The sequence below is a fragment of the Streptomyces sp. NPDC055099 genome, assembly GCF_053607685.1.
Genome location: NZ_JBSGUA010000001.1, coordinates 844,280 through 861,877, shown reverse-complemented (window position 1 = coordinate 861,877; position 17,598 = coordinate 844,280). Strand labels below are relative to the sequence as shown.

Here is a 17,598-nt window from a genome sequence, read left to right as displayed (position 1 = left end):
CAAGCGTAGGCCAACATGTGTTGACAGTCCATGCCGACGGCCCTACGTTAGCCAACAAGCGTTGACCAACAGTTGTTGGCACAAGGAGGCCGCCATGAACGGAACACAGGGCACGACCGGCACCGTGAACCCCGCCGTGATCGTCGTCGGCTCCGGCCCCACCGGGCTGCTGCTCGCCGGGGACCTGGCCGCCGCGGGCGTCCCCGTCACCCTGCTCGAAAAGCGGCCGCACGGGATCAGCAACCTCTCGCGCGCCCTGGTGCTGCACGCCCGCACCCTCGAACAGCTCGACGCGCGCGGTCTCGCCGACGAACTGGAGGCCAAGGGCCAGAGGCTCGACCGCCTGCGCCTCTTCGCCCACCTCGAGGTGGGCCTCGACAAGCTGCCCTCGCGCTACAACCACCTCCTGGTCCTGCCGCAGTACGAGGTGGAGAAGGTCCTGGAGCGGCGGGCGATCGCGGCCGGGGTCGACTTCCGGTACGAGAGCGAGGTCACCGGGCTCACCCAGGACGCGGACGGCGTGAGCCTCGAAGTCCGGGGTCCCGACGGCGAGTCGCGCACGCACAGGGCCGCGTACGTCGTCGGCGCCGACGGCCTGCACAGTCCGGTCCGCAAGGCCATCGGCCTGCCCTTCCCCGGGAAGTCCGCCATCCGCTCGCTCGTGCTCGCCGACGTGAAGCTCGCCGAGAAGCCCGAGTCGGTCCTCACGGTGAACGCGGTCGGCGACGCCTTCGCCTTCATCGCGCCCTTCGCCGACGGCTATTACCGCGTGATCGGCTGGAACCGCTCGCACAACGTCCCCGACAGCGAGCCCCTCGACCTCGAAGAGGTCAAGGAGATCACCCGGCTCGCGCTCGGCCGCGACTACGGCATGCACGACGCGCGCTGGATGTCCCGCTTCCACAGCGACGAGCGCCAGGCGCCCGCGTACCGGGTCGGCCGGGTCTTCCTCGCCGGGGACGCCGCGCACGTCCACACCCCGGCGGGCGGGCAGGGCATGAACACCGGGCTGCAGGACGCCGTGAACCTGAGCTGGAAGCTGGCGGCGGCGGTCCAGGGCCGTGCCTCGGACGGCCTCCTCGACACCTACCAGTCCGAGCGGCACCCCATCGGTAAGGCGGTCCTGCGCAGCAGCGGCGGGATCGTGCGGCTCGCGATGGTCAAGCGCCCGTGGTCGATCGCCGGGCGCGCGGTGCTCGCGTCCTTCATCAACGTCGTGCGCCCGGTCCGCGAGAGGGCGATCGGCCAGATCACCGGCATCGGCTACGCGTACCCCGCCCCGAAGGGCGCCCACCGCATGACCGGCCACCGCGCGCCGGACATCGCGCTCAGGGAGGGGCGGCTCTACGAGGCCCTGCGCGAGGGCAGGTTCGTGCTGATCGTCCCGGAGGGCGTGGAGTACAAGGAGGGCGGGGGTGCGGGGCGCGCGGTGGTGGCGCACTGGGCGAGTGACCGGCGTACGACCGTGCTGGTACGCCCCGACGGGTACGTGGCGTGGGCGGCGGACGAGGCGGAGGCGGGGGATGTGCGGGCGGCGTTGGAGGGGTGGGGGGTGGAGGCTGCGGTCTGAGGTGGGGGGCGGGAGTAACGCGTCCATTCCATTCCATTCAGTAGAACTTAATAGAGAGGTCGAAAAGATTCGATGGACCTGATGGGTGTGGGGGTGTGAAGGTAGTCCCGCAACCAACCAAGTGATCCCCGCCGGGTGGTGCGTGCCCCGGCGGGGATCGTGCGTTCCCGGGACCACCGGGAGACCCGGGACACCGGGAGAGAGGCACGGGATATCAGTGACTGTCCTGGACCGGACGACCCCCATCCACACCGCGTCGAGCCCGACGGCGGCGGGCAAGGCGCAGCGGGCCGCGGGCCCCATCGGCCTCGGTCTCGCCCTCGCGGCACTCGCCACTGTCGTCTGGTCGGGCAGCTTCGTCACCTCGCGTGCCCTCGCCGACAGCGTGCCGCCCGTCCAGCACGCGTTCTGGCGGTGGATCATCGCGATCGTGGCGGTGGCGCCCTTCGCGGCGCGCCAGGCCTGGCGGCAACGGGCCGTGCTCCGTAAGCACCTCCGCTTCCTGCTCCTCGCCTCGCTCCTCGGCGTCACCATCTACAACACCCTGGTCAACCAGGCGGGCGTCACCACCACCGCGGGCAACATGGGCATGATCATGGCAGCGTCGCCGGTCCTGATGGCGGTGTACGAACGCCTCGGCGGCGCCAGGCTCGGGGCGCGCCGGGTGACCGGCATGCTGATCGCCTGCGCGGGTGTCCTGGTCCTGGTGTCCGGCGGCTCCCTCTCCATGGACTTCGCGGCGGGTGACCTATGGGTGATCGCGGGGGCGCTGTCCTTCGGCTCGTACAGCGCGCTGCTCAAGCGGAAGCCCGCGGAGATCGGCGGACTGCCGTTCCTCTTCGCGACGTTCGTGCTCGGCGCGCTGATGCTGCTCCCGGTGTTCGTGGTGAGCTTTGTGCTCCAGGGCGGCTTCACGCCGACCGTCGGGACGGTCTCGCCGCTCCTGTACGTGGGTGTCGTCTCGTCCGCGATCGCCTTCTTCGCCTGGAACAAGGCGATCTCGATCATCGGCGCCGCCCGCGCCGGGGTCATCTACTACCTCCAGCCGGTGTGCGTCGCCCTGCTCTCCTTCGCGGTGCTCGGCGAGGCGATGGGGTGGCTGCAGGTGCTGTGCATGGGGCTGATTCTGGGCGGGGTCGTGCTGGGCTCGGCGCGGGCGAGGTAGGGGGTGCGGTCGGTGGGATCACCTCTCTCGACCAGTCGGTACGTTGACTCCATGAGCGAGTGGGACATCAAGAAGCTGCAGATCCTGCGTACGTTGAGTGAGCGGGGCACGGTCACCGCGACGGCGCGGACGCTGCAGATGACGCCCTCGGCGGTGTCGCAGCAGCTGTCCAACCTCGCGAAGCAGCTGGGGGTGCCGCTCCTGGAGGCGCATGGCCGGCGGGTCCGCCTGACGGACGCGGCACACCTCGTGCTGCGGCACGCGGAGGCGGTCTTCGCCCAACTGGAGCAAGCGGACGCCGAGTTGGCGGCCTACGCGCAGGGTGAGGCGGGGGAGGTGCGGGTCGGGGCCTTCTCGACGGCGGTGCCCGCGCTCGTCGTCCCGGCGGTGCGGGAGCTGCGGGCGGCGGCGCCGGGGATCTCGGTGCGGGTCCGTGAGGTGGAGGCGGCGGAGGCGTACGAGCTGCTTGCCGCGGGGGAGGTGGACGTGGCCCTCTCGCTCGCGGTGACGGCGCCGGCCGCGGCGGACGCGGACACGCGCTTCACGCGGGAGTCGCTGCTCGCCGATCCTCTGGACGTGGCGCTTCCCGGGGAGCATCCGCTGGCGGCGGTGGAAGGGCTCCGGCTCGCTGATCTGGCCGGGGAGCCGTGGATCTTCGGGGGCAGCGGGCCCTGGTCGGAGATCACGCGGGCAGCGTGCGAGGGGGCCGGGTTCACGCCCGAGCAGGCGCATTCCGCCTCCGGCTGGACGGCGATCCTCGCGATGGTGGAGGCGGGGATGGGGGTCGCCCTCGTCCCCCGCATGGCGGCGGCGCGCCGCGACGGCGTGGTGATGCGGACGTTGACCGCGGATCGCCCCCGGCGGCATGTAGTGGCGGCGGTGCGACGCGGCGCGGCGGGCGGGGCGGGGGTCAGCAGGGTCTTGTCGGCGTTGCGGGGAGCGGTTCCCCTGCGGGGGGCTGGGGCGGAGTAGGGGGTGTCCCTTGGCCCCACGGCGCCGGTGCCTCGCGTGCGCCGTGATGCCGGGGACAAGCCCGCCGCTTCGCGGCGGATGTCTCCCGCCCATCCACCCGAAACCCGGGGTACTCGGTCGGATGGGCGGAAAACATGATCTCCGCGGGGTTAGATGTCCGCCGCCTGTGCCCGCAGCGCTCGTTCCACGCCTGCGCGGGACTCCGTGATCAGGCGGTGGAGGGCCGGTGACGGGGACGCCGAGGTCAGCCAGGCGTCCGTGGTGTCCAGGGTGGCCTGGGAGATCTGGAGCGACGGGTAGAGGCCCACCGCGATCTGCTGGGCCATCTCGTGCGAACGGGAGTCCCACGCGCCCTTGACCGCCGCGAAGAACTTCTCCGTGTACGGCGCGAGGAGTTCACGCTGGTCCGTCTGGACGAAGCCGCTGATCACGGACTCCTGGATCGCGTTCGGAAGCTTGTCGGACTCGACGACGGAGGCCCACGCCTCCGCCTTCGCCTCCGGCGTGGGCCGCGCCGCCCGCGCCGCGGCGGCGTGCCGCTCGCCCGCGGCCGTCTTGTCCCGGTCGAGCTCCGCCGCGATCCCGGCCTCGTCGAGTCGCCCCGTCGCCGCGAGCCGGTGCACGAACGCCCAGCGCAGCTCCGTGTCCACCGCGAGGCCCTCGATGGCCTGCTTGCCCGACACCAGCTCCTCGAGCAGCGTCAGCTGCTCATCCGTACGCGCCGCCGCCGCGAACGCCCGCGCCCACGCCAGCTGGTGGTCGCTGCCCGGTGCCGCAGCACGCAGGTGCGCGAGCGTCGCCTCGGTCCAGCGGGCCAGCGCCTCGTCCCGCCGCGCCGGCGCCGCGTACAGCTCAAGGGCCAGCTTCACCTGACGGTGCAGGGACTGGACGACCCCGATGTCCGACTCCTTGGCGATGCCGGAGAGGACGAGGGAGAGGTAGTCCCGAGTGGGGAGTTCCGCGTCCCGCGTCATGTCCCATGCCGACGCCCACGACAGCGCCCTCGGCAACGAGGCCTCGAAGTCACCGATGTGCTCCGTCACGAACGCGAGCGACTCCGCGTCCATGCGGACCTTCGCGTACGAGAGGTCGTCGTCGTTCAGGAGGATCACCGCGGGCCGCTTGCGGCCCACCAGCTCGTCCACCGCCGTCAGTTCGCCGTCCACGTCCAGCTCCACGCGGTCCGTGCGGAGCAGTTTGCCGGACTCGTCGTCCAGGTCGTAAAGGCCGATCGCGATCCGGTGGGGACGGAGCGTCGGCTCGCCCTTCGCGCCCGCGGGAAGCGCCGGGGCCTCCTGCTTCACCGCGAACGACGTGATCCTGCCGGATGTGTCGACGTCCACCACCGGGCGCAGGACATTGATGCCGGCCGTCTCCAGCCACTTCTTCGACCAGGTCTTCAGGTCGCGCCCGCTGGTCTCCTCAAGCGCGCCGAGCAGATCGGACAGGCGCGTGTTCCCGAACGCGTGCGCCTTGAAGTACGCCTGCACGCCCCGGAAGAACTCGTCCATGCCGACGTACGCGACGAGCTGCTTGAGCACCGACGCGCCCTTGGCGTACGTGATGCCGTCGAAGTTGACCAGGACGTCGTCCAGGTCGCGGATGTCCGCCATGATCGGGTGCGTCGAGGGCAGCTGGTCCTGGCGGTACGCCCACGTCTTCATGGAGTTGGCGAACGTCGTCCAGGAGTGCGGCCAGCGCGAGTTCTCCGCGTACGCCTGGCAGGCGATGGACGTGTACGTGGCGAACGACTCGTTCAGCCACAGGTCGTTCCACCACTCCATCGTCACCAGGTCGCCGAACCACATGTGGGCCAGCTCGTGGAGGATGGTCTCCGCGCGCGTCTCGTACGCCGCGTCCGTCACCTTCGAACGGAACACGTACTGGTCGCGGATGGTCACCGCGCCCGCGTTCTCCATCGCGCCCGCGTTGAACTCCGGCACGAAGAGCTGGTCGTACTTGGCGAAGGGGTACGCGTAGTCGAACTTCTCCTGGAACCAGTCGAAGCCCTGCCGGGTGACCTCGAAGATCGCGTCCGAGTCGAGGAACTCGGCCAGCGAGGGACGGCAGTAGATGCCGAGGGGAACCGACTGGCCCCCAGGACCCTCGTACGAGCTGTGGACCGAGTGATACGGACCGACGATGAGCGCCGTGATGTACGTCGACATCCGCGGCGTGGGCTCGAAGACCCAGACGTCACCGCTGGGCTCGGGGGTCGGCGAATTCGAGATGACCGTCCAGCCGGACGGCGCCTTCACGGTGAACTGGAACGTCGCTTTCAGGTCGGGCTGCTCGAACGACGCGAACACACGGCGCGCGTCGGGCACCTCGAACTGCGTGTAGAGATAGGCCTGTTCGTCGACCGGGTCGACGAAACGGTGCAGGCCCTCGCCCGTGTTGGTGTAGTCGCAGTCGGCGACCACCTTCAGCTCGTTGGGCCCCGCCTCCAGGTGCTTCAGCGCGATGCGCGAGTCACGGAAGACGGCGGCGACGTCCAGCGAGCGGCCGTTCAGGACGACCTCGTGGACGGCGGGGGCCACCAGGTCGATGAACGTCTCGGCGCCCGCCTCCGCGGAGTCGAAGCGCACCGTGGTCACCGACCGGTAGGTGCCGCCCTCTTGCGCGCCGGAGAGGTCGAGGTCGATCTCGTACGAGTCAACGGTGAGCAGCTTCGCCCGCTGCTGCGCCTCTTCGCGGGTCAGATTGGTGCCGGGCACGCGGTCATCTCCTCAGGAACGTCAGGTACGACTTGTGGCGTTTCCGGCCATCCTTCCACGTGGGTCCGCGGACGTGACCGGGCATGGACCATGGACCGCCACGCGGCATTGTTCGCGGGCCGGGGTGCCGCTAGCATCCGCGCGTCGACACACGCCCCGGGGGGAGCGTCCATGGGAAACCGACGGGCACCACGTTCCGCGCGATTACCCGGTGCGGGGTGCGCCGCATGATCGACGTTCTGGTCGCGGGAGCGGGGATCGGCGGGCTCACCACCGCGCTCAGCCTGCACGCGGCGGGCATCGGGGTACGGGTCATCGACGCGGTGGACGCGCTGCGGCCCGTCGGCGTCGGCATCAACCTCCTGCCGCACGCGGTAAGGGAGTTGACGGAGCTCGGCCTCGGCGCCGAGCTGGCGGCCACCGCCGTGCCGACCGCCGAGACGATCCACTTCGACCGGCACGGCAACTACATCTGGGGCGAGCCGCTCGGCCTCGCGCGCGGCCACCACTGGCCGCAGTACTCCCTGCACCGCGGGGCGCTGCAACTGATCCTCCTCGACGCGGTGCGCGACCGCCTCGGCGAGAGCGCCGTCCAGACCGGTATCGCCTTCGTGCGGTACGCGGAGCCCGAGGGGTCGGGGGCGCTGCGGGTGACCCTGCGGGACATGCGGCGCGGGCGCGAGTTCGCCGTGCCCGTACGGGCCCTGGTCGGCGCCGACGGCCTGTACTCGGCGGTGCGGGCGCGGCTGCACCCCGGGGAGGGGCCGCCGCTGTGGAACGGCATCCGGATGTGGCGGGGCGTCACCGAGTGGGACCCGGTGCTCGGCGGCCGGGCGATGGCGTTCGCGGGCAGCAACGCGACCGCGAAGCTCGTCGTCTACCCCATCTCGCGGGAGGCGGAGACGCGGGGGCGTGCGCTGCTCAACTGGGTGGCGGAGGTGCGTTTTCCGGTCCATCACCACGGGTCGCCCGGTCCGGTGGACTGGAACCGCTCGGGTCGCCTCTCCGACGTCCTGCCGCACTTTTCCGGGTGGCGGATCGGGGACTTGGACGTGCCCGCTCTGCTTGCGGCCACCGGGTCGACGGGGCGGATTCTCGAGTACCCGATGGTGGACCGTGACCCGCTGCCCTGGTGGGGGCGCGGGCCTGTGACCCTGCTGGGCGACGCGGCTCACCCGATGTACCCGGTGGGGTCGAGCGGCGGCTCGGAGGCGGTGCTCGACGCGCGGGCGCTCGCGCGGTGCGTGGCCCTTGCCGGGGTGGACCGGGTGGCGGGGCTGCGCGCCTACGAGGCGGAGCGGTGGGGTCCCGCGAACGCGGTGGCGCTCGCGAATCGGGCGATGCCGGTGGACGAGGTGCTTCGGGCTGTCGCTGAGCGGGCGCCGGAGGGGTTTGCTCGGGTGGAGGACGTGTTGACGGGGGAGGAGTTGGCGGGGTTGGGGGAGGGGTATCGGCGTATGCGGGGGGCTTGGTAGCGGTTTTTTTGTCCCCCACCCCGCCCCTTCCCGAGAACTCGCTCGGCGCGAGGGCCCTCCTCAATCGCCGGAGGGGCTGAAAGATTCAGCCCCTCCGGCGATTGAGGAGCGGGGTCTGGGGCGGTGCCTCAGGTAGGTCCGGGGCGCAGGCACGGTTTTCGGGAAGGGGCGGGGTTGGGGATATTCAACGTCTGAAATCCGCCAGCCCCCTCGCACCCCCACGCGCGACCCTCAACCCATGACCGCAACGACCTACGCCCCCCTCCCGATCAACCCCACCGCCCTCAAAGAACTCCGCACCACCGACGACGCCGGGCGCCCCTGCCTCCCCTACGTGGACGAGGAGGGAGGCGACCCCCTCCGCTGCTGTCTCCGCCCCGTCGCCTCCGGCGAGAACATCGCCCTCGTCTCCTACGCCCCCCTGCGCCGCTGGGCAGCGGGGACCGGCGCCACCCCCGGTGCCTACGACGAGCAGGGCCCCGTCTTCATCCACGCGGAGGAGTGCGACGGCCCGGCGGCAGGCAGCGCCGAGTACCCCTTCGCCCGCCCCGGAGCCCTGCGCACCATCCGCCGCTACAACGCCGACGGCCACATCGTCGGCGGCCGCCTGATGGAGATCCCGGACCCGGCGACCCAAGGCTTCGACGCCGCCTTCGCGGAGGCCTTCGCCGACCCGGAGGTCGCCCTCGTGCACGTCAGGGCCGTGGAGTACGGCTGCTTCCACTTCGAGGTCCGCCGGCCCTAGGGGCGAGGCGACGCGCAGCCCTCAGGAAATCTCCCCCACCGCCCGCGCGAACGCCCGCACCCGCTCCGTCTCCGCGTCCCCCCGCCACACCATCCCGAGGACGGAGTCCGGTACCCCCTCCACCGGCACGAACGTGACGTCACGGCGGCCGTGGTACTCCGCCGTGGGGCGGCACAGCAGCATCGCCCCGCGTTCGGCCGCCACCAGCGTCAGGCCCTCCTGGAGGGTGCGCACCTCCGGTGCCGAAACGGAGGACGGAGCCTGTGCCGCCCGCCAGTACGCGGGTGCCGGGGCGCTCGCCGAGATCAGCGGAGTCCCGTCCAACTCGGCGGCCCGCAGCGACGCGCGGCCAGCGAAGGGATGGCGTACCGACACCGCGACCGTCTGCTGCTGGCGGGAGAAGAGCGGGCCGAGCACCAGGTCGGGCTCCTCGACGGGCAGCAGCACGATCGCCGTGTCCACGTCCCCGTGCCGCACCGCCCCGAAGGGGTCGGAGAACGGGATCTCCACGATCTCCGTCACACAGCCCGGATGCCGCTCCTGGAAGTCGGCGATCGCCCGCATCAGCCGGGCGTCCGCCGTCCCCTGGAAGCCGATCCGCAGCCGCCCGGTGACCCCGCGCGCCGCCTCCCGCGCCGCGTCCACCGTGGCGCTCAACGCCTCGTAGGCCGGGCGCAGTTCGGCGAGGAAGCGCTCGCCCGCCGGAGTCAGCCGCACCCGTCGGCTCGACCGCTCCACGAGCCGGGTGCCGATCCGCCGCTCCAGGTCCCGCAGGAGCTGGCTGACGCGGCTCTGCGAGACGTAGAGCCGCTCGCCCGCGCGGCCGAAGTGCAGCTCGTCGGCGAGCGCGATGAAGCACTCCAGTTCGCGTGTCTCCAGCACCGGCACCCACACCCCCCTCATCGATGAGCCTCGCTCATTCAAGGATGAGATCTTCGCCGTTGTTCCCGGCAGGGTCCCGGACGAAGGCTTGGCCTCATGAAAGCCACCTCGACCTCGCGCTCCGCACCCGCCCTGCCGCGGCGTTCCCTGCCCCTCTCCGTCCTCACCGTCGCCGCCACCACCTTCTCCGTCGTCACCACGGAGATGCTGCCGGTCGGCCTCCTCACCTCCCTCTCCTCGGGGCTCGGCGTCTCCGACGGGACCGCGGGCCTGACCGTCACGCTGCCCGGCGTGGTCGCGGCGCTCGCCGCCCTGCTGCTGCCCGTCGCCGTGCGGCGCGCCGACCGGCGGACGGTGCTGTGCGTCCTGATGGTCCTGCTCGCCGCCGCCAACCTCCTCTCCGCGCTCGCGCCCGCCTTCGGCGTGCTGCTCGCCGCGCGGGTCCTCGTGGGGGTCTGCATCGGAGGCGTGTGGGCGATCGCGGCCGGGCTCGGCGTACGGCTCGTGCGCGAGGAGGCCGCGGGCCGGGCCACCACGGTGATCTTCAGCGGGATCGCCGTGGCGTCCGTGCTCGGTGTCCCCGCCGGTACGTTCCTCGGTGAACTCGCGGGCTGGCGCTGGGCGTTCGCGGTGATGGGCGCCTTCGCGCTCGCGGTCGCCGGACTGCTCGCCGCCGCGCTTCCCGCGCTGCCCGCGTCGGCGGCGGTACGGCTCGGCACGTTCCCCGGGCTGCTGCGCGGCGCGCGGCTGCGGGCGGGGCTCCTGGTGGTGCTGCTCCTGGTGACCGGGCACTTCGCCGCGTACACGTACGTCCGCCCCGTCCTTGAGCGGGTGCCCGACCTCGGCGCCGGGCTGATCAGCGGGCTGCTCCTCGTCTACGGGATCGCGGGCATCGCCGGCAATTTCGCGGGCGGCGCGCTCGCGGCCCGCGACCCGCGCAGGGCGCTGCTCGCCATCTCCGCGGGACTCGCCGCCGTGGTCCTGCTGCTCGGGCCCGCGGGCGGCTCGCTCGTCGTGTCGGTGGTGCTGCTCGTCGGGTGGGGCCTGGCCTACGGCGGGGTCTCCGTCTCCACCCAGCAGTGGGTCCTGGCCGCCGCGCCCGGCGCCCGTGAGGCGGCGTCGGCGCTCTTCGCCGGGGTGTTCAACGCGGCGATCGCCCTGGGCGCGCTGACCGGCGGCCTGGTCGCGGACGGCCTCGGGACCACGGACGTGCTGTGGCTCGGGGGCGGACTCGCGGCGCTGGCGCTGCTCGTCGTGGCGTACGCGGGTCGTGGCGTACGCGAAGGGGCGGGCACCGGCCAGAAGTCGGTGCCCGCCCCCGGCGGCGTACGTGAGGGGAAGCGCGTCAGCCCTTGAGCTCGGCCGCCACCAGCTCCGCGATCTGCACCGCGTTCAGCGCGGCGCCCTTGCGGAGGTTGTCGTCGGAGATGAAGAAGGCCAGGCCGTTCTCCACCGTCTCGTCGTTCCGGATACGGCCCACGAAGGCGTCGTCCTTGCCCGCCGCGACCAGCGGGGTCGGGACGTCGGTGAGGACGACGCCCTCGGCCTTCGCGAGGATCTCGGTGGCGCGCTCGGGGCTCAGCGGACGCTCGAAGCGGGCGTTGACCTGGAGCGAGTGGCCGGTGAAGACCGGCACACGGACGCAGGTGCCGGAGACCTTGAGGCCCGGGACCTCGAGGATCTTGCGGGATTCGTTGCGGAGCTTCTGCTCCTCGTCCGTCTCGTTCAGGCCGTCGTCGACGATGGAGCCGGCCATCGGCAGGACGTTGTACGCGATCGGCGCGACGTACTTGTTCGGGGCGGGGAACTCCGTCGCCGAACCGTCGTGCGTGAGCTTGGGGCCGTCGTCGCCGACCTTCTTGACCTGGTCGAACAGCTCGTCGACACCGGCGAGACCCGAGCCGGAGACGGCCTGGTAGGTCGCCACGACGAGCGCGGTCAGCCCGGCCTCCAGGTGCAGCGGCTTCAGGACCGGCATGGCGGCCATCGTCGTGCAGTTCGGGTTGGCGATGATGCCCTTGGGGCGGTTCGCGATCGCGTGCGGGTTGACCTCGGAGACGACGAGGGGGACCTCGGGGTCCATCCGCCAGGCCGAGGAGTTGTCGATCACGACGGGGCCCTGCGAGGCGACCTTCTCGGCCAGCGCCTTGGAGGTGGCGCCGCCCGCCGAGAACAGCACGATGTCGAGGCCGCTGTAGTCGGCCGTGGAGGCGTCCTCGACCGTGACACCGTCGAGCTGCGAACCGGCCGAGCGGGCCGAGGCGAACAGACGCAGCTCGTCCACCGGGAAGTCCCGCTCGACGAGGATCTTGCGCATGACCGTGCCGACCTGACCGGTGGCTCCGACGATTCCGACCTTCACAGGGGTGTCCTCCGTATGTGCATGGGCATAGGCGTTGGCCTGTGCGTTCCATCATGCGTCTGTCCACGGCCGCCTTGTCCAATCCATTGTCCGGAGTTCGGGATGTCACATTCCCGTGGCCCCGCGCCGAACGTTTCGGCCGCTCCCGGCGTCCTAGGGGAAACGTGGGGACGGGAGGGTGTCTTGCTGCGCGGAAAAACGCGACGGGACCGGCGGGAGAGGGCCGATCCGCTCGACGCGGCCCAGGAGGACCGGGTGCGGGCGGTGCTCGCGCTCGGCGGTGTGCCGCACGCGGACCTGCCCGACGGCGTCCAGCAGGTCAGGCTCAAGCTCCTGGAGCGGGCGGCGGACGGACGGGACGCGCCGCGTGACGTGTCCGCGTGGGCGGCGGTGGTCGCCTCCAACCTCGCCATGGACTGGCACCGGGCGCGCCGCAGGCAGGAGCGGCTCGGTGAACGGCTCGCCGTGCTGTGGCGGGAGGCGACGGACGAGGACGGGGCGGAGGCACGGGCGCTGTCGATGGCCGTGACCCAGGGCCTCGACGCGCTGCCCGCCACGCAGCGGCAGGTCGTCGTGCTGCGTTTCTACGCCGATCTGCCGGTCCGGGCGATAGCGGACGAACTGGGCATTCCGGAGGGCACGGTCAAGAGCAGGCTGCACACGGCGGTACGGGTCCTGCGGACGCGGCTGCACGAGGGCGAGGTGGTGTGAGGGTGGCCGGGGACGAGTACGACGCGCTGATGGCGGCCCTTACGGACGAACCCGTGCCCGGCGGCCCGGAGGCGGACCCCGGGTTCGCGGCCGAGCATGCCGCGGCTGTGGCGGACGTCGCACTGCTCCGGGAGCACATCGGCCAGGTCGGCCGCGCGCTCGCGGCTCCCGAAGCGGGGCCGAAACCGCAGCCGGAACCGGACCGGCCGACGGCGGTATGCCCCGCGGGGCTCCGGCGGCGACGCGTCACGACGGCGCTGGGCCTGGCCGCGGCCGCGGCGGCCGTCTCGCTGGTAGGCGGCGCCGCCTGGCTCGCGATCGAGAGCGGGAGCGGCATCAGCAAGAGCGCCGACTCCGGCGCGGCGAAGGGCGCGGCGCCGGAAGCGGGGGACGACGACAGGGCGGGGAGCGCGGACCAGAAGTCCGGGTACTACGTGCCCTGCGCCCGGCTCATCGTCGAGGGCACGGTGAAGCGGGTCGAGCCGGTCCCCGGCGGCGTCCAGGACCGGATCGTCCTGGACGTGACCCGCTACTACAAGCCGAGCCGGGGGGACGGACAGGTCACGTTCGTGATGGACGTGGACGTGGACCCGCGCCTGCGGCCCGGCGACCGGACCCTGATCGGCATCCCGAAGGGGGAGGCGTCGCCGGACATCTGGTCCAACAAGAAGGCGGACATCGCCAGGGACCGGGCCTGGATCGAACGCGAGCTGCGCCAGGAGAAGGACCGGGGCAAGGGCGAGGAGATGACGTGCTGAGCGAAGCCTGAACACGCACGTCGGCCGGGCCGGAGAGCTCCGGCCCGGCCGACGTTCTCGGCAGAAGGGACCGCTACGGGGTGACCTTCTCGATGAGCACGCTGCCGGTACCCGCGACCGTGCCGCGCCCGTTCAGGAGAGACACCTCACCGAAGAGCTGACGCCCCTCGGCCGCGGGCGCGTCCGCCGCGACCTCGGCGGACACCTGCGCCGAAGCGCCGTTCGCCAGCTTCACCTGCGCCGACTCGTCCACCTTCACCGAGCCGAGCGCGCCCGAGAAGAAGACGTCACGGTAGTCGTAGGCGGTGGTGCCGGACGGGACCGAGTAACCGGCCACTTCGATCTCGTACGTGCCCGCCGCGGGCTTCGTGATGCTGACCGACTCCTCGGAGTCGCCGTCCGCCGACGAACCGACGACCACCCCGCCCTTCGAGACCGACAGGTCGAGGTCGGCGGCGGTGTCCGCGGGCGAGCCGATGGCGACGTCGAGCCGCTCCGCGCCCTCGGGCACGACCACGGTCGTCGTCTGCGTCTCACCCTGCTTGATCGACGGCTTGGCCGCCTTCGCGGAACCGAGCGGGCCGCCCTTCAACTTGCCGTCCACCGCGGCGAAGTTGTTGGTGACCTTCCAGGAGACGGGCGCCGGAGTACCGACCTTCGCCTCCGGCACCGTCTGCACGGCGGGGTCGAAGGCGACACCCAGCGCGGAGACGTCCAGCTTGTAGGGGTTGTTCAGGAGCGGGGACGTCCTGCGCGACTCGACCTCGATCTCCCAGACACCCGGCTGCGGATCGGGGTACGAACGCAGGTCCGGGCGGCAGGTGTTGGCCGGGTTGTCGTAGTTCGCGTAGCAGACGAGCGACGACGTCGAGTCGACCGGGACGCCGTACGGGTGCACCGCGATGAACCGCGTCTGGCTCTTGTCCTTCAGGCCGCCGAGCGCCACCTCAAGGGACTTGGCACCCTGCGGGACCGTCACGAAGTACGACTTGGTGCTGTTGCGCTGCACGGAGTCGGACGCCGAGAACGTGTACGCGGGCTTGGCGAGGGGCTTCGAGACGACGACCGTCGACATGATCTGCTGGTCGATGCCCTCGGAGCGCTCGTCGTCGACGGTCAGGATCGCGCTGTGCAGACCGGCGGACTTGGCCTTCGCCTGCACCTTGACGGTGACCGGCTTGTTCAGGGGCAGCGTCACCGCGCCCTTGCCGAGCAGCTCGAAGGTGCGCTCGTGGTTGTTGACCAGGTCCAGCTCGTGGCGGATGCCGCGGTCCGGGCCCGATGTGCGGGTGACCGTGACGTCGTACGTCCGCTTCTGGCCGGTCTTCAGGCCGCCCTCACGGTCGTAGATGCCGGTGCCGGGCTTCTTCAGCTCCTGCTCCAGGGCGGTGTCGACCGGGGCGCTCACCGTGTACGTGTGCGCCTTCGCGTCGTCCTCGATGGCGTTCCAGGCGTCGACCACGTTGATCAGGCCGGTGCCCTGCGCGTACGCCTGCTCGCCCTTGATGCGGTCCGCGGTCGAGGTCAGCGCCGTGCGCAGCTTCGCCGGGGTCAGGTCGACGTCCTCGCGCTTGGCGGCGGAGAGCAGCAGCGCCGAGGCGCCCGCGGCCTGCGGGGACGCCATCGACGTACCCTGCAACATCGAGTAACCGGCGGGCAGTTGGTAGCCCGCCTCGGCGACCGGGGAGCCCGGCAGCCAGGTCTGCGTGGTGTTGATGGCCGAGCCGGGCGCCGAGATGACCGGCGCGAAGCCGCCGTCCTCACGCGGGCCGCGCGAGGAGAAGTTCATCATCGCGTACTTCTTCTCCACGGCGGAGCCGTAGTTGGCGGCCCAGGTCTCCTTGGAGATGGAGGCGCCGACGGAGATGACCTTGTCCGCGAGGCTGGGGTCGCCGATGGTGTTCGCGCCGGGGCCGGAGTTGCCCGCGGAGATCACCAGCTGCACGCCGTAGGTGTCGATGAGGCGCGTGTAGAGCGCGGCGCGCGCGTTGTTGCCGTCGTTCAGCGCGGGGAGGCCGCCGATCGACATGTTCACGATGTCGACGCCGCGCTTCGTCACGAGGTCGATCATGCCCTCGGTGAGCGCCACGTTCGTGCAGCCGCCGGTCCAGGTGCAGGCGCGCGAGGAGACCAGCTTGGCGCCGGGCGCCGCGCCGTTCATCTTGCCGCCGAACAGGCTGTTGGCCGCGGTGATGCCCGCGACGTGCGTGCCGTGCTCGGACTCGATGACGCCGATGTTGACGAAGTCGGCCTTCTTGCCGACCCAGTCGCCGCCGTACGGGTCGGTCGGGACGTCCTTGCGGATCTCGACGACGAAGGGGACGCGCTCGACGACGTCGGTCGCCGGGTCGTCCTTGCCGAAGTAGGCGACCTGGTGGCCGTCCTTGTACGGCTTCATCGCCTCGTCGTCGGTGAAGTCGTTGTTGTCGTTCAGGTCGACCCGCACGGTGCCGGCGGCCGGGTCGTACAGGACGCCCCAGCTGTCGGTGGTGTCGCCGTCGCGGTTGATGTCGCCCTTGGCGTCGCCGCCGGTGGTGGCCGACTCGCGGAAGCGGTTGACCTGGAAGGTGCCCGCGGGGGCCTTCCACGTCTCGCTGTCCCAGGTGAAGACGGGGCCGGTGACGGGGTTGGTCATCCGCCGCCAGGTGCCGTCGGCGTCCACGATCGGGTCGGTCGCGGTCACCCAGTCGGTGATCTTCCGCTCGCCCGTGGTGGTCTTCTGGAGCGCCGGGTGACCCAGGTCGACGCCGGAGTCCAGGATGCCGATGGTGGTGCCGCGGCCGTCCGCCTTCGGGTGCTTCTTCACGAAGTCGACGGCGCCCGTCTCGAAGGACGGGTTGTACGGGTTCTTCGCCGGGGTGTTCTTGCCGGGCCCGGCGTACGTGTCCGCGGCGCCCTCGGTCGCCTTCTTCGCGCCCTTGGCGCGGTCCGCGGCGGGCGTCGGGTCGTCCAGTTCGATCTCGTGCCGCAGGTCGATGCCCTGCACGGACGACAGCTTGCCCGCCGCCTCGATGGCGGCCTCGGCCTTGCCGGTGGGCACGGTGGCGCGTACATAGCCGAGCTTGTCGTACGTCCGGCCGACGGAGCCGCCCTTGACGGCGTCGAGCTGGCCGGCGACCTGCTCGGTGGCGCCCGGCGCGGTGGCGACCATCATCGTGACGGTCTTCTCGCCCTCCGCCTGCGCTTCGGCGAGGAGGTCGGCGTCGGCCGAACCCAGCTTCTTCGCGGCGGACTTGGGGGTGGTCTGGCCCCCGGGATCGCCGGAGCCCCCGTCGGCCGCGAAGGCCATGGGTATGGGCCCGGCAGCGGAGAGCGCGGCGGTCAGGCCGACGGCTATCGCGAGACGGGTCGTGCGTCTAGCACTGGATCTGTGCATCAGCATCCCTGTACGTAAAGGTCGAAAAGGTCCGGAATCCGGAACCGGATGACCGCTCAGCTTTACGTAAGTGACAGCTGTTTGGGGAGAGTTGTCGGGCCACGATCGTCGCGTGACGCAATCCCGCCATGCGCCATCGGCGACATAGTGGGTGATTTCCTCGGGCTCGGGGGTCCCAGGGGGGCAGGGGGGCAGGGGGGAGCTAGGTCTAGGCCTCGCGACCGCGCGCGTAGTGGCGCGAGGCCTTCGCCCGGTTCCCGCAGGCGGCCATGGAGCACCACCGGCGCGTGCCGTTCCGTGACGTGTCGAAGAAGTGCAGGATGCACGCCTCGTGCGCGCAGGGCCTGATGCGGTCCGGTGCGGTGGCGAGCAGCGTCAGATAGTCCCGCGCCGCCAGCCAGGCCGCGCCCCACGACGGGTCCTCGAACTCGGGCTCCTCGCCCGGCCCGTCGGCGGACAGGGTCGCCCGGATCCGCCCGTGCCCGAGGATCTCGTTGACGCGGGCGATTCCCGTGGCGGCGTCCGGGCCGTCCACGACGGTGGTGATCGCGTCGCGCGCCCGCACCACGTTCCGCAGCGTGGCCTCGTCCGCGCCGAACCGCTCGTCGAGTCCGTTGGCGGCGAGCCAGACGGCCAGCCCCTCGGTGTCGGTCAGCAGGTCCTGGCGTGCGCCGTCCGCGATCCACCGGGTGTTGAGCAGGTCGAGGGAGAGCGGTTCGCCGACGAGCGGGCGGGGGTCGCGGGGTGTGGTGGTCATGGGGGCTCCCTTCGAAGCTAACCAGCAAAGGGTACGTGACCGGTTGACGCTCCCTTGCCTAACCACTAAAGTCACATTCAACGGTTAGCCCGCGTGGGGCGGGCCACC

At 71.5% G+C, this 17,598-nt stretch carries 13 protein-coding genes; 8 read left to right on the top strand and 5 right to left on the bottom strand.

What is annotated here, in order from left to right; translation table 11 throughout:
• Positions 1-94 precede the first annotated feature (94 nt).
• The 3 genes from ACWFRU_RS03835 (at position 95) to ACWFRU_RS03825 (ending at position 3,707) form a co-directional block, all read left to right on the top strand.
• The gene (locus tag ACWFRU_RS03835; protein WP_453684285.1) at positions 95-1,570 is read left to right on the top strand and encodes an FAD-dependent monooxygenase; all 1,476 of its coding nucleotides are present in this window, start codon (positions 95-97) and stop codon (positions 1,568-1,570) included.
• Between the two features lie 217 nt (positions 1,571-1,787).
• Positions 1,788-2,735 (top strand): DMT family transporter, encoded by a 948-nt coding sequence (locus ACWFRU_RS03830; protein WP_453684283.1) that lies wholly within the window; start codon positions 1,788-1,790, stop codon positions 2,733-2,735.
• Positions 2,736-2,786: 51 nt separating this feature from the next.
• Positions 2,787-3,707, top strand: a complete 921-nt coding sequence (locus tag ACWFRU_RS03825; RefSeq protein ID WP_453684282.1) for a LysR family transcriptional regulator — start codon at positions 2,787-2,789, stop codon at positions 3,705-3,707.
• A gap of 149 nt (positions 3,708-3,856) precedes the next feature.
• Here the strand turns inward: ACWFRU_RS03825 and pepN are convergent, their stop codons facing one another.
• The gene (pepN, locus tag ACWFRU_RS03820; protein ID WP_453684280.1) at positions 3,857-6,424 is read right to left on the bottom strand and encodes an aminopeptidase N; all 2,568 of its coding nucleotides are present in this window, start codon (positions 6,422-6,424) and stop codon (positions 3,857-3,859) included.
• 227 nt (positions 6,425-6,651) lie between these two features.
• Between pepN and ACWFRU_RS03815 the strand changes: the two genes are divergently transcribed.
• Complete coding sequence (locus ACWFRU_RS03815) at positions 6,652-7,899, top strand: flavin-dependent oxidoreductase (RefSeq protein WP_453684278.1); 1,248 nt, start codon at positions 6,652-6,654, stop codon at positions 7,897-7,899.
• A 238-nt stretch (positions 7,900-8,137) separates the two neighbouring features.
• Positions 8,138-8,644, top strand: coding sequence for a DUF1203 domain-containing protein (locus ACWFRU_RS03810; protein WP_453684276.1), 507 nt, complete (start codon positions 8,138-8,140; stop codon positions 8,642-8,644).
• A 21-nt stretch (positions 8,645-8,665) separates the two neighbouring features.
• Here ACWFRU_RS03810 and ACWFRU_RS03805 read toward each other — a convergent pair whose 3' ends face one another.
• A complete protein-coding gene (locus tag ACWFRU_RS03805) occupies positions 8,666-9,547 on the bottom strand; it encodes a LysR family transcriptional regulator (protein WP_453684275.1) in 882 nt (293 codons plus the stop codon).
• A gap of 75 nt (positions 9,548-9,622) precedes the next feature.
• On the opposite strand from ACWFRU_RS03805, the gene ACWFRU_RS03800 reads away from it, so the two are divergent.
• The gene (locus ACWFRU_RS03800) at positions 9,623-10,882 is read left to right on the top strand and encodes an MFS transporter (protein ID WP_453684273.1); all 1,260 of its coding nucleotides are present in this window, start codon (positions 9,623-9,625) and stop codon (positions 10,880-10,882) included.
• Here the strand turns inward: ACWFRU_RS03800 and ACWFRU_RS03795 are convergent.
• Complete coding sequence (locus tag ACWFRU_RS03795; RefSeq protein ID WP_453684272.1) at positions 10,872-11,888, bottom strand: aspartate-semialdehyde dehydrogenase; 1,017 nt, start codon at positions 11,886-11,888, stop codon at positions 10,872-10,874. The genes ACWFRU_RS03800 and ACWFRU_RS03795 overlap by 11 nt on opposite strands.
• A gap of 183 nt (positions 11,889-12,071) precedes the next feature.
• Here ACWFRU_RS03795 and ACWFRU_RS03790 point away from each other — a divergent pair, with 183 nt between their 5' ends.
• Together ACWFRU_RS03790 and ACWFRU_RS03785 are read left to right on the top strand one after the other, a co-directional pair.
• Positions 12,072-12,599: a sigma-70 family RNA polymerase sigma factor gene (locus tag ACWFRU_RS03790; protein ID WP_453684270.1), complete on the top strand. Its 528-nt coding sequence runs from the start codon at positions 12,072-12,074 to the stop codon at positions 12,597-12,599.
• 2 nt (positions 12,600-12,601) lie between these two features.
• Positions 12,602-13,357 carry a hypothetical protein gene (locus ACWFRU_RS03785; RefSeq protein ID WP_453684268.1) on the top strand — a complete coding sequence of 252 codons (756 nt, stop codon included), beginning with the start codon at positions 12,602-12,604 and terminating at the stop codon, positions 13,355-13,357.
• 73 nt (positions 13,358-13,430) lie between these two features.
• Here the strand turns inward: ACWFRU_RS03785 and ACWFRU_RS03780 are convergent, their stop codons facing one another.
• Together ACWFRU_RS03780 and ACWFRU_RS03775 are read right to left on the bottom strand one after the other, a co-directional pair.
• Positions 13,431-16,733: a S8 family serine peptidase gene (locus tag ACWFRU_RS03780; RefSeq protein WP_453684266.1), complete on the bottom strand. Its 3,303-nt coding sequence runs from the start codon at positions 16,731-16,733 to the stop codon at positions 13,431-13,433.
• A gap of 208 nt (positions 16,734-16,941) precedes the next feature.
• Positions 16,942-17,490 carry a CGNR zinc finger domain-containing protein gene (locus tag ACWFRU_RS03775; RefSeq protein ID WP_453684265.1) on the bottom strand — a complete coding sequence of 183 codons (549 nt, stop codon included), beginning with the start codon at positions 17,488-17,490 and terminating at the stop codon, positions 16,942-16,944.
• Positions 17,491-17,598: the final 108 nt, after the last annotated feature.

Excerpts from the sequence above, each read along its gene's own strand:
- ACWFRU_RS03810 (WP_453684276.1), top strand. The coding sequence starts at position 8,138 with ATGACCGCAACGACCTACGCCCCCCTCCCGATCAACCCCACCGCCCTC.
- ACWFRU_RS03780 (WP_453684266.1), bottom strand. The coding sequence starts at position 16,733 with ATGCACAGATCCAGTGCTAGACGCACGACCCGTCTCGCGATAGCCGTC.
- ACWFRU_RS03815 (WP_453684278.1), top strand. The coding sequence starts at position 6,652 with ATGATCGACGTTCTGGTCGCGGGAGCGGGGATCGGCGGGCTCACCACC.
- ACWFRU_RS03775 (WP_453684265.1), bottom strand. The coding sequence starts at position 17,490 with ATGACCACCACACCCCGCGACCCCCGCCCGCTCGTCGGCGAACCGCTC.
- ACWFRU_RS03835 (WP_453684285.1), top strand. The coding sequence starts at position 95 with ATGAACGGAACACAGGGCACGACCGGCACCGTGAACCCCGCCGTGATC.
- ACWFRU_RS03825 (WP_453684282.1), top strand. The coding sequence starts at position 2,787 with ATGAGCGAGTGGGACATCAAGAAGCTGCAGATCCTGCGTACGTTGAGT.
- ACWFRU_RS03800 (WP_453684273.1), top strand. The coding sequence starts at position 9,623 with ATGAAAGCCACCTCGACCTCGCGCTCCGCACCCGCCCTGCCGCGGCGT.
- ACWFRU_RS03805 (WP_453684275.1), bottom strand. The coding sequence starts at position 9,547 with ATGAGGGGGGTGTGGGTGCCGGTGCTGGAGACACGCGAACTGGAGTGC.